General features: G+C 71.9%; 13 protein-coding genes. 2 read left to right on the top strand and 11 right to left on the bottom strand.

The window, feature by feature from the left end; genetic code table 11:
* Position 1: 1 nt before the first annotated feature.
* Positions 2–1,273 (bottom strand): amidohydrolase, encoded by a 1,272-nt coding sequence (locus DCW30_RS27230; RefSeq protein WP_076684080.1) that lies wholly within the window; start codon positions 1,271–1,273, stop codon positions 2–4.
* A 139-nt stretch (positions 1,274–1,412) separates the two neighbouring features.
* On the opposite strand from DCW30_RS27230, the gene DCW30_RS27235 reads away from it, so the two are divergent.
* Positions 1,413–1,892, top strand: coding sequence for a MarR family winged helix-turn-helix transcriptional regulator (locus DCW30_RS27235; protein WP_076684081.1), 480 nt, complete (start codon positions 1,413–1,415; stop codon positions 1,890–1,892).
* Positions 1,893–1,945: 53 nt separating this feature from the next.
* On the opposite strand, the gene ptlI is transcribed toward DCW30_RS27235, so the two are convergent.
* From ptlI to penM, 9 genes are all read right to left on the bottom strand, one after another.
* Positions 1,946–3,316 (bottom strand): pentalenene oxygenase, encoded by a 1,371-nt coding sequence (gene ptlI, locus DCW30_RS27240; protein WP_076684082.1) that lies wholly within the window; start codon positions 3,314–3,316, stop codon positions 1,946–1,948.
* Positions 3,317–3,367: 51 nt separating this feature from the next.
* Positions 3,368–4,378: a pentalenene synthase gene (gene ptlA, locus DCW30_RS27245; protein ID WP_076684083.1), complete on the bottom strand. Its 1,011-nt coding sequence runs from the start codon at positions 4,376–4,378 to the stop codon at positions 3,368–3,370.
* A 162-nt stretch (positions 4,379–4,540) separates the two neighbouring features.
* Positions 4,541–5,554 carry a polyprenyl synthetase family protein gene (locus tag DCW30_RS27250; protein WP_076684084.1) on the bottom strand — a complete coding sequence of 338 codons (1,014 nt, stop codon included), beginning with the start codon at positions 5,552–5,554 and terminating at the stop codon, positions 4,541–4,543.
* Positions 5,551–6,450, bottom strand: a complete 900-nt coding sequence (gene ptlD, locus DCW30_RS27255) for a neopentalenolactone/pentalenolactone F synthase (protein WP_076684085.1) — start codon at positions 6,448–6,450, stop codon at positions 5,551–5,553. Before ptlD ends, DCW30_RS27250 begins: the two co-directional genes overlap by 4 nt.
* A 34-nt stretch (positions 6,451–6,484) precedes the next feature.
* Entirely contained in the window at positions 6,485–8,239 is a 1,755-nt protein-coding gene (ptlE, locus tag DCW30_RS27260) for a neopentalenolactone/pentalenolactone D synthase (protein ID WP_076688792.1), read from the bottom strand.
* A 62-nt stretch (positions 8,240–8,301) separates the two neighbouring features.
* The gene (gene ptlF / locus DCW30_RS27265; RefSeq protein WP_076684086.1) at positions 8,302–9,129 is read right to left on the bottom strand and encodes a 1-deoxy-11-beta-hydroxypentalenate dehydrogenase; all 828 of its coding nucleotides are present in this window, start codon (positions 9,127–9,129) and stop codon (positions 8,302–8,304) included.
* Positions 9,130–9,230: 101 nt separating this feature from the next.
* Positions 9,231–10,685 (bottom strand): MFS transporter, encoded by a 1,455-nt coding sequence (locus DCW30_RS27270; protein WP_076684087.1) that lies wholly within the window; start codon positions 10,683–10,685, stop codon positions 9,231–9,233.
* A gap of 58 nt (positions 10,686–10,743) precedes the next feature.
* On the bottom strand, positions 10,744–11,604 hold the full coding sequence (gene ptlH / locus DCW30_RS27275) for a 1-deoxypentalenic acid 11-beta-hydroxylase (RefSeq protein WP_076684088.1): 861 nt from the start codon (positions 11,602–11,604) through the stop codon (positions 10,744–10,746).
* 94 nt (positions 11,605–11,698) lie between these two features.
* Positions 11,699–12,895, bottom strand: a complete 1,197-nt coding sequence (gene penM, locus DCW30_RS27280) for a pentalenolactone synthase (RefSeq protein WP_076684089.1) — start codon at positions 12,893–12,895, stop codon at positions 11,699–11,701.
* 342 nt (positions 12,896–13,237) lie between these two features.
* Between penM and DCW30_RS27285 the strand changes: the two genes are divergently transcribed.
* Positions 13,238–13,708 (top strand): MarR family winged helix-turn-helix transcriptional regulator, encoded by a 471-nt coding sequence (locus DCW30_RS27285; RefSeq protein WP_076684090.1) that lies wholly within the window; start codon positions 13,238–13,240, stop codon positions 13,706–13,708.
* A 66-nt stretch (positions 13,709–13,774) separates the two neighbouring features.
* Here DCW30_RS27285 and gap read toward each other — a convergent pair whose 3' ends face one another.
* A complete protein-coding gene (gene gap / locus DCW30_RS27290) occupies positions 13,775–14,779 on the bottom strand; it encodes a type I glyceraldehyde-3-phosphate dehydrogenase (protein ID WP_076684091.1) in 1,005 nt (334 codons plus the stop codon).
* Positions 14,780–14,898: the final 119 nt, after the last annotated feature.

Genomic DNA, 14,898 nt, shown 5'->3' on the forward strand with positions numbered 1-14,898 from the left:
GTCACCGACGGGGGCCGCCCAGCCAGGCGAGGGCGGCCGTCGTCAGGGCCGTGACGCCCGTGGTGATCGTCGGTTCGATCAGCGGGGCGAAGAACGGCGAGTGGTTGGAGGGGATGTCCCGCTCGAAGGTGCCCGCCCGCTGCGCGGCGATCACCTTCGCGGGGTCGGCGCCGCCCAGCAGCCAGTAGCAGAGCGGGACTTCGGGCTCCGCCGAGGTGGCGAAGTGTCCGACGTCCTCGCTGCCGGTCACCTGGCCGGGGTCCATGACCCGCTCCGCGCCGATGACCGCGCCGACCGCCGCCATCGTCCTGTCGACGGCGTGCGCGTCGTTGACGACGACGGGGAAGGTGTCGATCTCCGTGATCTCGGGCTCCCGCTCCGCGCCGGCCGTGGCCGCCTCGCCCTTGATGATCCGCTCGACGGCGGCGAGGACGCGGGTGCGGACCTCGGGCGTGTAGGTGCGGATGTTGAGCTGGAGTTCGGCCTCGTCGGGGATGACGTTGTGCTTGGCGCCCGCCCGCAGCACGCCGACGGTGACGACGGCGGTCTCACCGCCCGCCACCTCGCGGGACACCACCGTCTGGAGCCGCATCACGGTGGACGCGGCCATCACCACCGGGTCGACGGTCGCCTCCGGGCGCGAGCCGTGGCCGCCCTTGCCGAACATCCGCACCCGCAGGGCGTCGGTCGCCGCGAAGGCGGGACCCGCGTGCGCGCCGACCATGCCCGCGGGCAGCGGGGCGACATGCTGGCCGAGGACGACGTCGGGCGTGCCGAACCGCTCGTAGAACCGGTCGGCAACCATCACCCGGGCGCCCTGCCCCGCCTCCTCGGCGGGCTGGAACACGGCGACGACCCGCCCCGACCAGGCGTCGCGGGAGTCCGCGAGCAGCTTCAGCGCGCCGAGCAGACAGGTGACGTGCATGTCGTGGCCGCAGGCGTGCATGACGCCCTCGGTGCGGGAGGCGTACGGCAGGCCGGTGGCCTCGGTCACCGGGAGCGCGTCCATGTCGGCGCGGAGCAGCACGGCCGGGCCCTCGCCGTTCGCCAGCACGGCCACGACACCGGTACGGCCCACGCCGGTGGTGACCTCGTACCCGTACGAGGCGGCGCGGCGGGCGGCCTCCGCGGCGGTGCGGTGCTCCTCGAAGGACGGCTCGGGGTGGGCGTGCAGGTGGCGGTAGAGGTCGGCGAGGTCGCCCTGGAGGGCGTCGAGTCCGGCAAGGGCGGCGGGGGCCGCGGGGGTGCGGTCGCGGGCGGGGTCGTCGGACATGGCGCGCTCCTCGTTGTCTCGCTGCGGTGCGGGCCACTGTACGGACGAACGGGCCTTGGATGTACGCACCACTCGGTGGGCCGGTCAGTGGCTAGGGTGGGGCCACGGCCCCGCCGGGCGCGCCCCAGGAAGGAAGCCCATGACCGAGCGTAGGATCCCCTCCCCCGCCGACCCGGACGCGGCGGACGCCGCCCTCGTCTCGCAGCCCATCGGGTACTGGAGCGGCGCGGTGCACAGGGCCGTCACCCGGCGCATCCGGGACGCGATGGCCCGCATGGACGTGACGCAGCCGCAGTGGTGGACGCTCAACCGCGTCGCCGCCGATCCCGGACCCACACGCGAGACGGTCGCCGCCCAGCTCGCGGAGGTCGCGGACGGCCCGTACGAGATCCCGCGCGTCGTCGACCAACTCCTGCACCGCGGCTGGCTCCTGGTGGACCCCGAGCAGCGGCTGTTCGTGACGGACGAGGGCCGTGAGGCGATGGGGCGCGTCACCGGACTCGTCACGTCGCTGCGGGCGGAGGTGCACGACGGCGTCAGCGATGAGGACTACGTGACCACGCTCAGGGTGCTGCGCACGATGCTCGGCAATCTGGACGGCGGGAAGCAGCGGGCCTGAGCCGGATCGCCGTGGCGGGGCGGCGGGACGGCCCCGTCCCGCCGCCCCGCTCGCTACGCCCCGGGCGTACGGGCCGTCAGTCGCAGGCGCAGCCGGCGTGGCTGGTAGACGGTGGCCAGCGGGACGGGGCGCACGTCGACGCCCGGTTCGCAGGTGACCCGCCAGGTGCTGAGGATGGTGGCGAGCGCGAGGGTGGCCTCGGTGCGGGCGTAGAGGTCGCCGATGCACTTGCGGGCGCCGGTGCCGAAGGCCATGAAGGACTGCCGGGCCTGCGGTGTCACCCGGTCGGGCAGCCAGCGGTCGGGGTCGAACCGCCGCTCGTGGGGGAAAGATCCGGCGTCGAGGGCCACGGCCGCCGGGCTGAACACCACGGTGGAACCGGCGGGCAGCCGCAGCCCCGCCACGTCGAGGTCGGTGGCGGTCAGCCGGGTGAAGAGCCAGGCCGGCGGGTAGAGCCGCAGGGTCTCGGTGATGATGCGGTCGGTGAGCTGGAGCCGGGCCACGTCGTCGAACTCCGGGGCTCTGCCGCCCAGGACCTCGTCGATCTCCGCGTACAGCGCCTTCTCGATCCGCGGGTACTTGGAGAGCAGGTAGAAGATCCAGGTGAGGGTGGCGGCGACGGTCTCCGTGCCGGCCGCCATCACGGTGATGACCTGGTCGTGGATCTCCTTGTCGCCGAGCCTGCCGCCGTCCTCGTCGCGCGAGTCGAGGAGGGCGGAGAGCAGGTCGTCGTGGTCGGCGCCGTCGCGGCGGTAGTCGTCGATCAGCGTCTGGGTGGTGCGGTGCAGGTAGTCCAGGTTGGCGCGGTAGCGCCGGTTGCCCGGACTGGGCATCCTGCGCACCGCCGCGGGCAGGAACATCTGCCGGAACAGTCCCTTGAGCACGGCGTCGAAGGCGCGCTCCACGCTGTCGGCCAGCTCCTTGCTGACCGGCGTCGAGTACAGCGTGCGGCCCACGGTGCGCAGGGCCATGCCGTACATCTCGGGAAAGGCGTCGACCACCGCGCCGTCGCTCCAGCGCTCGGCGGTGGTCTCGATCTCGGCGTGCATCGCGGACGCGTACCGCTTGAGCTGGGGGCGGGTGAACGCCGACTGCATCAGCCTTCTCTGCCGGCGGTGGTCGGCGTAGGGGCAGGTGACCAGGCCGTTGCCCGCGATGTCACGGGCCCTGTCGTAGAAGATGCCGCCCTTGTCGTACTCGTTGTCGCTGGTCAGGACCTGGCGGAGCAGGGCCGGATGGGTCGGCACATGGGCCTCGGTGGGGCCCAGGCGTATCTTCACCAGGTCGCCGTGGCGGGACAGCGACGACATGAACTGCAGCGGGCGGCGCATCATCTGCCAGGCGTGCCCGACGAGGGGCGCCGCTCCGGGCGCCGTGCCCGCGACGAAGGTCTGCTGCTCGGGCTGGGCGGTCTGCTGGGCCATGGGTTCTCCTCGGTTTCCCTCGGCGGGTTCGGTGCGGGGGTGGCGGGTCCGTCAGCGGGCGCTGCCGAGCTCTTCGAGGAACCCCTGGCGGCCGGCGGCCAGCGCGAACTCGGCGTCGTAGCGCCCGGATGAGCGGTGCCAGTCGTACGAGCCGCGGATGACGGGGCGCACCGCGTCCAGGCGGTAGCGTTCGACGGCCTCGCGCTCGTCGGCGGTGAGGGAGAAGGCGTCGCAGACCTTGGGCAGGATGCTCTCCAGGAGCAGGAACTCCTCCAGGCGTACGCCGACCTCGTCCTGCATGTGCGCGATGCTGCGGCTCCTGGTCCAGCCGTGCTCGCGCATCAGGATGAACACCATGTTGTTCAGCTCGCCGCGCGCCTCCTCCTTCTCCAGGGAGGCGATGTCGTTGAGCATGAGGTTGACGTCGACGGCGATCCGCAGCATCGCCGACATGACGGCCCCGTCGAAGACGCGGTGCGGCACCTCGAAGTGCCCGGTGGCCTCGGCGAGGTCGATGGTGGGCTGCACGCCTATCGTGTGGCGGCGCATGGCGAGGTACTCCCGGGCGGAACCGCAGGGCGTCTCGTCGAGGCGGCCGTGCGCCTCGTCGACGTAGCCCTGGAAGTAGTGGCGCCAGTGCTGGGCGCTGCGGGTGCACCACTCCTTCGACATCCCCTGGCAGGTGCGCCGCCAGACGTCGGCGAAGCCGTGCGCGATGAGGGGCGCGGAGGCGGGCAGCGGTCCGTCGAGCGCGGCGGCGACGGCGTCGGTGAGCTGCCTCGCCTGCTCGGGGTCCTCGCCGCGCGGACCGTCGAAGAGGTCGTCGAAGAGGAAGAACCAGGACATCAGGTCGACGCCGAGGTCGAGGTCGGCGCCGGTGGTGGAGGGGTAGAAGCGGGAGGCGAGGTCGGCGTAGCCGCCCTTGCGGTGGCGTTCGGCGGCGGCCTCGCTGCTGATGAGGCCGAAGGAGCGGGGCCACTCGATGTGTGCGGCCTCGGCCCGCGCGTGGTCGGGGCTGCGGCGGCCGGGCAGGGGGATGGAGAAGTCGACGTCCTGGGGCATGGGGAGACTCCCTGGGCAGTGGAACAGGGCGCGAGCGGGCGCCCGAACGGGGGTGGGGGCACGCACCGGGGCGACGCTGCCCGCGGTGCGCGGCGTACGCGGACGTGGGGTGGGCGGAGGCGGTGCACGCGGGGACACGCGGCTACGGGGGCAGGTCCGGGCTCAGCCCTCGCGGTCGACGACGAAACGGCCGAGCGCGAGGAGTTCGTCCCGTGCTCCGGCGTCCAGGTCGACGCCGCGCAGCGCGGCCTCGGCCAGGGCCATGCGCCGGGCGGCCTCGGCCAGCGCCCAGTCACGGCCGCCGGCGCCCTCGACCAGGGCGGCCGCCCGGCGCAGTTCCTCCTCGCCGGGTTCGCCGCGGGTGGCGAGCCAGGCGGCGAGTTCGGCGCTGAGCGGGCCGTCCTGGTGCAGGGCGTGGCTCACCGGCAGGGTCTTCTTGCGGGAGCGCAGGTCGGAGTGGGCCGACTTGCCGGTGACGGCGGGGTCCCCCCAGATCCCGAGTACGTCGTCGACGAGCTGGAAGGCGATGCCGACGTGGTCGCCGTAGAGCGCGAGGGCGTCCACCGTCGCCTCGGGCGCCCCGGCGAGGACGGCGCCGATCGCCGCGCTCGCCGACAGCAGGGCGCCGGTCTTGCCCGCGGCCATGTCGAGGCACTCCTCGACCGTGACGTGGCCGCGCTGTTCGAAGGACAGGTCCTGGACCTGGCCGCGAATCAGGTGCCGGGTGGTGCGCGCGAGCAGCCGGGCGGCGGGCGCCGCCGTCGGCAGCCCGGTGTCGAGCAGCACCTCCTGGGCGAGGGCGAGCATCGCGTCGCCGGTCAGGATGGCGCTGGAGGGGCCCCACAGCTTCCACACCGTGCGCCGGTGGCGGCGCTCCTCGTCGCCGTCCATCAGGTCGTCGTGCACCAGGGAGAAGTTGTGCACCAGCTCCACGGCGACGGCGCCGGGCAGGGCGACCTCCGGCGGCGCGCCGACCGCCTCCGCGGAGAGCAGGGCGAGCGCCGGGCGTACGGCCTTGCCCGCGTCGGCGCTGGTGGGCGCGCCGCCGGCGGTGATCCACCCGAAGTGGTAGGCCGCCTGGTGGCGTGAGCGGTGGTCGAGCCGGTCGACGGCGGCGCGCAGCGCCGGGGTGATCGTGACGCGGCTGTGGCTGAGGCAGGCGGGAGCGGTGCTCATGCGGCGGCCTCCGCTCGCCAGGGGGCGGTCGGGTCGTCGAAGATGCTGACGACCTGGCGCATGACGCGCCGTTCGGCCGGGTCGAAGGCCCGCTTGGCGTGGACGGTGCCGAGCTGGTCCCACATGACGATGTCCCCGGGCCGCCAGGTGTGGGCGTAGGTGTGCCGGGGGGTGCCCGCGTGCGCGAGGAGCTTGTCGAGCAGTTCGCGGCCGGCGTCGGGGGCGAGGTCCACGATCCGCTCGGTGTTCAGGGTGCTGACGTAGACCGAGCGGCGGCCGGTGCGCGGGTTGCGGGCGACCAGCGGGTGGACGGTGGAGGTGCCGTCCTCGGCCCTGATCCGACGGGGGTCCTCGCCGAGGGACACCTCGCCCTGGAGTTCCTCCTCGATGGTCTCCTCGTAGCCGGTGCGCAGGGCGTGGCGGACCCGGTAGGAGTGCAGACGCCGGCGCTCCTCGGCGGGCAGGGACTCGTACAGGGCGTACATGTCGGTGAAGAGGGTCTCGCCGCCGCCGGAGGGCGGCACTTCGACGGCTTCGAGGAAGCCGACCTGGGAGACGCGGGGGCGGAAGGAGTAGTCGGTGTGCCAGCCCATCCACCCGGCGTCGCCGACGCCGATCTTGCGGCCGTCCTCCACCAGGTTGGAGACGATCAGGATCTCATTGTGGTCGGGGTGGGCGCCGCTGGTCAGGCCGGTCTTCGGGATATGCCCGAAGCGGCGGCCGAAGGCCAGGAACTCCTCGTAGGTCGGGGTCTCGTGGCCGCGGAAGACCAGGACGAGGTGCGCGTCGAGCGCCGCCCAGATCTCGTTCGCCTGTGCCTCGTCCATGTCGCCCGAGACATGGGCGCCGTCCACGACGGCGCCGAGAGCGGCGCCGGGTATCGGCGTGACGTCCATGGTCCTTGCCGCCTTTCGCAGAGGGGTGGGATGGTCAGCGCAGGTCGAGTCCGGCGAGGTCGCCCGCCTCGCGCCAGCGTCGGAGGATGTTCACGAACTCCACGGAGCCGCCGCCGTAGCTGGAGTTGAGCAGCGGCAGTCCGCCCGGGTCGCCCTCGTTGTTGTAGAGGCCGGGCGTGCAGTTCTCCAGGAAGTCCAGGTCGCTGCTGGCGAGGCGGAGGATCTCCTCCACCCACTCCTTCTCGCCGGCCTCGGAGGCCTCGACGACCCGGTGGCCGCGCTCCTCGACGCACTTGACGATGTGCGCGAGGTGCCGGGTCTGCTCGCCCAGCATGTAGGCGATGTTGACGTGCCTCCCCGCCTGGACCTTGGACAGGATGAAGCAGTTGGGGAAGCCGTTCACCTGGAGCCCGTGCAGGGTGCGCGCCCCGTCCGCCCACTTCTCCGACAGCCGCGTGCCGCCGCGGCCGACGATGTCGTAGCCGGCGCGCTCGGTGTACGGGACGGCGAACTCGTGCTCGTAGCCGGTGGCGAAGATCAGGCAGTCGACCGGGTACTCGCGGCCGTTGGCGACCACCCCGGCGGGGGTGAGCCGTTCCACGCCCTGCCCCTGGGTGTCGACGAGGGTCACGTTGGGCCGGTTGAAGGTCTGGAGGTAGCCGTCGTGGAAGCAGGGCCGCTTGCAGTACACGCGGTAGTACGGCTTGAGGGCGGCGGCGGTCGCGGGGTCGGTGACGACGCTGTCGATGCGGGCCCGCAGCTCCTCCATCTTGAGGAAGTCCGCCCGCTCGGCCGCGAGCGCCCGCTCTTTCGGGTCTCCCCCGGTGTCGCCGGTGGGCAGGATCGCGGCGGCGAGCTTGGCCGTGGTCTGGGTCCAGCGGTCCTGGACCAGGTCCTCGTCCTGCGGGATGCCGGAGGTCAGTGCGTGGAAGTTCTCCATGCGGCGCTGCTGCCAGCCCGGTTCCAGGCTCTCCGCCCAGCCGGGCGGGGTGGGCCGGTTGCCGCGGACGTCGACCGTGGCGGGGGTGCGCTGGAAGAGGACGAGTTCCTTGGCCCACTCGGCGAGGTGCGGGGCGAGCTGGATGGTCGTCGAGCCGGTGCCGATGACGCCGACCCGCTTGTCCCTCAGCCCGGTCAGGCCGCCGGTGCTGTCGCCGCCGGTGTAGTCGAAGTCCCAGCGGCTGGCGTGGAAGGAGTGCCCGGCGAACGCGTCGAGGCCCGGCAGTCCGGGGAGTTTGGGGCGGTGCATCAGGCCGATCGACATGGCCACGTAGCGGGCGCGGATCACATCGCCCCGGTCGGTGCTCACCAGCCACCTCGCGGCGGCCTCGTCCCAGCGCAGCTCCGTGACGGTGGTCTGGAAGAGGGCGTCGCGGTAGAGGTCGTACTCGCGGGCGATCCGCTGGAGGTGGGCGAAGATCTCGGGTCCTGTGGAGTACTTCTCGGTGGGTATCGTGCCGGTCTCTTCGAGCAGCGGCATGTAGATGTAGCTCTCGACGTCGCACCGGACGCCGGGGAAGCGGTTCCAGTACCAGGTGCCGCCCACGTCGCCGGCCTCGTCGATCAGCCGGATGCGGTCGAGGCCTGTCTCCTTGCGCAGGTTGGCGCCGGTCAGCAGGCCGCCGATGCCGGCGCCGACGACGGCGACGTCCACCTCGTCGGTGAGCGGTTCGCGCTCCCGCCGCTCGGTGTAGGGGTCGCGCGCGTAGTGGCTGAAGTCGCCGCGCGCGAACTGGTAGGTGCGGCCGGCGCCGCGCTTGTCGCGTTCCTGCCGGTACTTCTCCCGTATCGCCGCCAGGTCGATGGGTGGTGCTTCTTCGGTCGGCGCCTCTTCGGTCGGTGCATCTTCGGTCAGTGCTTCGTCGCTCCGGTCGTCGCCTTCGGTGCGGGCCACAGCTCCTCCTCGGGGGAAGGGGGCGAAAGGGAAACATGACGCCATACGTCATCGAACTGATCGCGCAGCCGCTGCGGCGCGTCGGAGTTGCTGAAGAGGTAGAAGCGGTCGGAGCCGAGGGCGTCCACCACGACGCCGGCGACGGCCTCGGCGCTCACCGAGGTGTCGCCGCCCGCGCCGCGCGGCGCGGTCAGGCCCTGGACCATGGGGGTGTCGACCCGGCCGGGGCACAGCACCGACACCCGGATGCCGGTGTCCGCCAGGTCGGCGCGGAGGCTGCGGGCGACCGCGAGGTCGGCGTGTTTGGACGCGGCGTAGGCGGCACTGCCCGCACCGACGACGAAGGCGGACATCGAGGCGGTGTGGACCAGGTGGGCGGGCCGGCCGCGGGCGAGGAGCCGCGGCACGAAGGCGCGCGCCACCAGCACGTGCGCCCAGTGGTTCACCTCGAAGACCTCCCGCATCCGCTCCAGCGGCGCCTCCCACAGGGGCTGTCCCACGGGGCCGAGGACGCCCGCGTTGTTGCACACCACGTCGATGTCGCCGAGCACGTCGAACGCGGTGTCCGCGAGCCGTTCGACGGCGTCCGGGTCGGTCAGGTCGGCGGTCACCGCGGTGACCTGGCCGCCCTGGGCCGTGAGTTCGGCGGCACGGCGGCGCAGCGCGCCGCCCTCGACGTCCGCCATGATCACGCTGGCGCCGGCGCGTGCGAGGCGCGCGCTGAGGGCGAGGCCGATGCCGCTGGCCGCGCCGGTCACGACGGCCGTCTGGGTCTGCGAGTGCACGTGGCTGTCTCCGCTTCTGCGCACGGGCACGCCGACGAAGCGGCGCGCCGTCGCCCACGAGAAGGTCTGGATCGGATCGCGCCGTTCGCGGGGCGCGGGCGTTACCGGGGGTCGGGGAGCTTCAGGCTGATCACGAGAACGGTCACCGAGCAGCATGCGAGGAGCGCGAGGACGCCCACGGCCGCCGACACCGTCGACTGCCAGTCGGCCAGGGAGAGATAGACGGTCCCGCCGACGGTCGCGCCGAGCGCGGTCGCCATCTGCTGGCTGGTCACCAGCACACCGCTGCCCATGCCGGCCTGCGCGGGCGGTACGTCGGCGAGGATCATCCGGAACAGCGTGGGACCGGTCAGCGCCGCGCCCACGCCGTAGAGGCCGATCCCCACGAGGACGAGCGTCAGGGAGGGGTGCGGCCAGCCCAGCCGGATCACCAGCGCGAGCAGCAGCAGGCCCGCGCCTTGGACGAAGGCGCCCAGGGTGACGATCCGGGCGCCGAGGGCCGCCGCGATCCTCGGGGTGAACAGCGTCACCGCGAAGAACGCCACGGCGAACGGCGCGAGGCCCCCGCCGGATTCGAGCCCGTCGAAGCCGAAGTGCCCCTGCGCGACGAGTGCGTAGACGAACAGGAAGGCGCCGAAGCCCGCCGAGAACGGCACCATCGCCGCCAGGCCCCTGCGCATCCCCTGGTGGGAGAGCACCGACGGGGACAGCAGCGGTGAGCCGCCCCGCGCCTCGAGTCCGCGCTCGACCCGCGCCAGCGCCACCGCGCCCGCCGCCGCGACCAGCAGCAGCGACCACAGCCACGGCGGCCACCCCAGCTCGGGGCCCGCCACGACCAGGGCGAGGACGCAGACCATGGTGAGGCCGAACAGGGCGGTGCCCCGGGGGTCGAAGGACGGCTTCGCGTCGGCCTTCGTCGCGGGGACGCGCCGGACGGCGAGCAGTGCGGCCACCCCGATGGGCACGTTGATCGCGAAGACCGCCCGCCAGCCGATCCCGGCGATGTCCAGCGAGACGAGGAGCCCGCCGAGGATCTGTCCGATGACCATACCGAGGGCGGCGGTCGCGCCGTACATGCCGATGGCGCGGGCGCGCGCCTGACCCTCGGTGGCCGCCTGGATCGTGGCGAGCACCTGCGGCACGAGCATGGCGGCGGCGGCGCCTTGGAGCAGCCGGGCCGCGACGAGGAACTCGATGGTCGGCGCGAGTCCGCAGAGCGCCGAGGTGAGGGTGAACGCCGCGAGCCCGTAGGCGTACAGGCGCTGCCGGCCGAAGGCGTCACCGAGACGTCCGCCGAGCACGAGGCCGAGGGCGTAGGTGAGGCCGTAGCCGGACACCACCAGTTCGAGTGCGGCGGGGCCGCCGTGGAGGTCGTCACTGATCGGGTTCAGCGCCACGTTGACGATGGAGGCGTCCACGATGGACAGGGCGTATCCGGTGAGCACCACCACGAGGGCGATGCCGCTGAGCCCCGTGGCGGCCGGCCGGGGGCCGGCCGGGGGCTCGGGTGCCGCGGTGGGTCCCTGCGGAGAGGGGAGACCCTCGCGTTGTGTCATGCGCTGCCTACCCGGGCGTGTGTGGGGGACGGTGGGGACTGGTTCGGGGGTGGGAAGGTCATTCGATGGTGGTGGGCGTACCGGTGATCTTCGACAGGATTCCCTTGGAGGCGTCCTTCGCGGACTCCGGCCAGGGCGTCAGGGAGTTGAACCCGCGGTGCGAGGTGGCGGGCTGGACGCGGGTGTCCATCGACATCCGCATGGCGGCCGGGTCCGCGGAGACGTTCGGGATGGACTTGTGGCACATGTAGGCGTGGAAGAGGAGCACGTCCCCCGGTTCCATGGGCGAGAACAGCAGGCGCTCGTCCGCGCCGAACTCCTCGGCGGGGATACCGCGTACGGGGTGGCCGAAGCGGCGGAAGTTCTCGGTGACGACGTGCTCGCGCGGGCCCTTCTTGTGGCTGCCGTCGGCGAGGGCGACGCCGCCCGTCCCGGGGGTCGTCGGGAGCAGCGGTATCCAGGCGGTGCGGAAGTCCTTGTTCGGCCCTATGTAGAAGCCGTCCTGGTGCAGGGGCGTCAGGAAGTGCGGTTCCTCCGAGCCCGCGGCGCCCGCGGCGGAGGGGTAATAGCGGATCGTCGTCGACTTGAAGACGAAGACGGGCTCGCCGAAGGCCTTCTCCCAGACCTTGAGGGTGGAGGGGTGGTTCCACAGGTCGTCGTACTTGACGTAGTCGTGCATCGCCACCTCGTCGACCGCCTCGAAGGATTCGATGGTGAGGGTCTCCAGCGTGGTGCCGGGAGCGGCGTGGCCGAGGGCGATCAGGCCTTCGAGCATCTGCTCGGCGGCGGTCCGCACGAGGTCGCGGTCGAGGACGCCGCGCAGATAGAGGTAGCCGTGCTCGTCGTAGAACCGGTCGAGGGCCTCACGGTCGTCGATGAGGGGCGTGCAGTCGGCGTAGTCGCTGAAAGTGTCCGTCATGATCCTTGTCCTCGTGGTGTCCGCGCGGGGGAAGGAGGAGTTCGATGCGGAGGTTCCTGCTGGGGGCGGGCCGCCGGCGGCCGGCGGACGCCGCTCAGAACGTCACGGGGATCTCGTCGAAGCCGCCGGTGATGCGGTGCTCCTGCCAGCGCAGGGACTCCTCGGGGACGGCGAGCCGCAGTTCGGGCAGCCTGCGGAACAGCCGCTCGAAGACGGCCGTCAGCTCGATGCGGGCCAGGGTGCGGCCGATGCAGAGGCGGGCGCCGTGCCCGAAGGCCAGGTTCGACCTGGGCCTGTCCCGGGTCAGGTCGAGCACGTCCGGGTCGGGGTAGGCCCGGCCGTCGATGTTGGCCGCGCCGATGGCCAGTTTCACCGCGTCCCCGGCCCGGATCACGGTGTCGCCCACGGTGATGTCGCTGTGGGCGTAGCGGGGTATCAGCGCGTTGGAGCCCTTGCCGCCGACGCCGAGGCGCAGGATCTCCTCGACCGCGGCGGGCGCGAGTCCCGGGTCCTCGACGAGTTGCGCGCGCTGGGCCGGGTTGCGGAACAGCAGCAGGGTGCCCAGGTCGATGCGGACGATGGTGGTCTCGTAGCCGAACAGCAGGACGGCGGCGCCCAGTTGGACGATCTCCTCGTCGGACAGGGCGCCGTCCTTGGCGGAGATCAGCTCGGAGAGGATGTCGTCGCCCGGCTCGGTCCGCTTGCGGGCCACCAGTTCCCTCAGATAGTCGACGACCTTCTTGAAGGTGTTCGCCGAGTGCTGGTCGTCGCTGTGGTCGAAGGTGCCTCTCGCGTACTGCCCGAACCGCTCCCGGTCGTCCAGCGGCACGCCGAGCAGGTCGCAGACCACCATGGTCGGCAGCGGGAACGACAGGGCGCGGTGCAGGTCGACGGGCGGGGCGCTCACGGCCAACTGGTCGAGCAGTTCGTCCACATGGCGCTCGATGCGGGTCTGCATCCGGCGCATGCGGCGCGTGGAGAACAAGGGGACGAGCAGGGCGCGCATCTGGGCGTGCCGGGCGGGCTCGGTCGCGCAGTCGTCCCCGGCCATCAGGGCGACCATGAAGCCCCTGGCGGCGCTGTTGGCCGACTGCTCGGGGTCGGGGTTGCTGAGGCGGAGGCGGGGGTCGGCGAGCAGTGTCCTGACCTCGTCGTACCGGGTGACCAGCCAGGCGTCCTCACCGGCGGTCCGCACCCTGGCGATCGGCCCTTCCCGCTGCAGTGCCCGCATCTGCGGCGCGATGCCCATGATGGACGGGTTGTCGAAGGGTAACCTCGGAAGTTCCGTCACGTGTCCATGCTCATTTCCCCGAGGCCTTTCGGCATTCCTCTGAAAGCGCCCCGGATCGACAGCGGCGGGAAATTCTGCGTCAGTGTCTGCTCTTCACCGTCTTCACCGCGACGGGAGCGCGCGGCTTGGGCGGGGCCGGTTCATGGGGAGGCCACGATGCCGAGGTCCGTGCTCCGTGCGGTGCCGATACGCGTGGGCATGGATGCGTTCCTCGCTCTGCGCTACTGACGTGGGCCGACGCGCCATTGCGCCATGGAGGTCCGGAACGGCCCGCATACCGCCGCGAGGCGCCGACCTCGAATGCATCAACGAGACTATATAAGTGTGCGCTATTTTTCTAGGGTGACCACTTCGCAGACCAACAGCCCGCCGGACCACTTGGACGTGGGCGCCCTGATCACGGCGATCGAGAACTTCAACCGCTTCTACATCCGCCTGCCGGCGCTGCAGACGCTGTCGTTCACGACGCTTTCGGTGCTCGACACCCTGACCTCCCGCGGCCCGACGCGGCTCACCAAACTGGCCAGGACCGAGCAGATCAGCCAGCCGGGCCTCACCCAACTGGTCACGCGTCTCGAACAGGACGGGCTCGTGGAACGCCGTCCCGACCCGACGGACGGACGCGCCGTCCTCGTCCACATCACGGAGGCGGGCCGCCAGGTCGGCACGTCGCGCCTGGAGGACCGCATCCGGCGCCTGGGCCCGCTCGTCGCCCAGTTGTCGCCCGCGGACCAGCGGGCGATCACGAAGGCGCTGCCGGCGCTCTCCCGCCTCGCTCAACTCGGCAACGAGGAGGGCGAGGACCGGCCGTGACGGATCGGCCCGACGCCCCGCGAGGGCGCGAGCCGGACCCGTCGACGACCGGTCCCACGACGGGCCTCAGAGCGAGGAGCCGACCTTCAGGGCGAGGTCGATGAGGCGGTTGGAGTAGCCCCACTCGTTGTCGTACCAGCCGACGACCTTGACCTGCGGGCCCATCACGCGGGTGAGCCCGGCGTCGTAGACGCAGGAGGCCGGGTCCGTGACGATGTCGGAGCTGACGATGGGCGCCTCGGTGTAGGAGAGCAGCCCCTTGTACGCGCCGTCGGCGGCCTTCGCGTACGCCTCGTTGATCTCCTCGACCGTGGTGCGGCGGCTCGTGGTGACCGTCAGGTCGGTGACCGAGCCGGTCGGCACGGGGACCCGCAGCGCGAATGCGTCGAGGCGGCCCTGGAGTTCGGGCAGGACGAGGCCGATGGCCTTGGCGGCTCCACTGGACGTCGGCACCACGTTGACGGCGGCCGAGCGCGCGCGGCGCAGGTCCTTGTGCGGGGCGTCCTGGAGGTTCTGGTCCTGGGTGTAGGCGTGGACCGTGGTCATCATCCCGTACTCGATGCCGACCGTGTCGTGCAGCACCTTGGCCAGGACGCCCAGGCAGTTGGTGGTGCAGGAGGCGTTGGAGATGATCGTGTGGCGCTCGGGGTCGTAGATGTCGTCGTTGACACCCAGGACGATGGTGACGTCCTCGTCGCTCGCGGGGGCGGCGATGATCACCTTCTTGGCGCCGCCGTCGATGTGCGCGCGGGCCTTCTCGGCCTTGGTGAAGATGCCCGTGGACTCGATGACCACGTCCACCCCCAGGTCGCCCCAGGGGAGTTTCGCGGGGTCGCGCTCGGCGAGGACCTTGACCTCGCGGTCGCCGACCCGGATGGCGCCGGGCTCGGCGGTGACCTCTTCGGGGAAACGGCCGAGAACCGAATCGTAGGTCAGGAGGTGGGCCATGGTCGGAACGTCGCCCAGGTCGTTGACCGCGACGATCTCCAGGTCCGCGTTCCTGGCGGCAACCGCCCGGAAGACGTTCCTCCCGATGCGGCCGAAGCCGTTGATACCTACACGAACAGTCATGCGTTCCTCTCACAGCGTTTGAGGCTCGACAGTCGGGGAGAGGGTGGCCGCGCAGGACGCGCCAGCCGTGCCGGCCACCCGAAACACCATAAGCAACTTGTGTAAGTTATCAATACATC

The organism is Streptomyces alfalfae (genome assembly GCF_004127445.1).
GTDB classification, from domain to species: domain Bacteria; phylum Actinomycetota; class Actinomycetes; order Streptomycetales; family Streptomycetaceae; genus Streptomyces; species Streptomyces alfalfae.

What these genes read in the sequence shown, in the direction of transcription:
- DCW30_RS27235 (WP_076684081.1), top strand. Translation starts at nt 1,413, where the DNA reads ATGACCGAGCGTAGGATCCCCTCCCCCGCCGACCCGGACGCGGCGGAC.
- DCW30_RS27230 (WP_076684080.1), bottom strand. Translation starts at nt 1,273, where the DNA reads ATGTCCGACGACCCCGCCCGCGACCGCACCCCCGCGGCCCCCGCCGCC.
- DCW30_RS27270 (WP_076684087.1), bottom strand. Translation starts at nt 10,685, where the DNA reads ATGACACAACGCGAGGGTCTCCCCTCTCCGCAGGGACCCACCGCGGCA.
- ptlA (WP_076684083.1), bottom strand. Translation starts at nt 4,378, where the DNA reads ATGCCCCAGGACGTCGACTTCTCCATCCCCCTGCCCGGCCGCCGCAGC.
- ptlI (WP_076684082.1), bottom strand. Translation starts at nt 3,316, where the DNA reads ATGGCCCAGCAGACCGCCCAGCCCGAGCAGCAGACCTTCGTCGCGGGC.
- DCW30_RS27250 (WP_076684084.1), bottom strand. Translation starts at nt 5,554, where the DNA reads ATGAGCACCGCTCCCGCCTGCCTCAGCCACAGCCGCGTCACGATCACC.
- ptlD (WP_076684085.1), bottom strand. Translation starts at nt 6,450, where the DNA reads ATGGACGTCACGCCGATACCCGGCGCCGCTCTCGGCGCCGTCGTGGAC.
- ptlH (WP_076684088.1), bottom strand. Translation starts at nt 11,604, where the DNA reads ATGACGGACACTTTCAGCGACTACGCCGACTGCACGCCCCTCATCGAC.
- gap (WP_076684091.1), bottom strand. Translation starts at nt 14,779, where the DNA reads ATGACTGTTCGTGTAGGTATCAACGGCTTCGGCCGCATCGGGAGGAAC.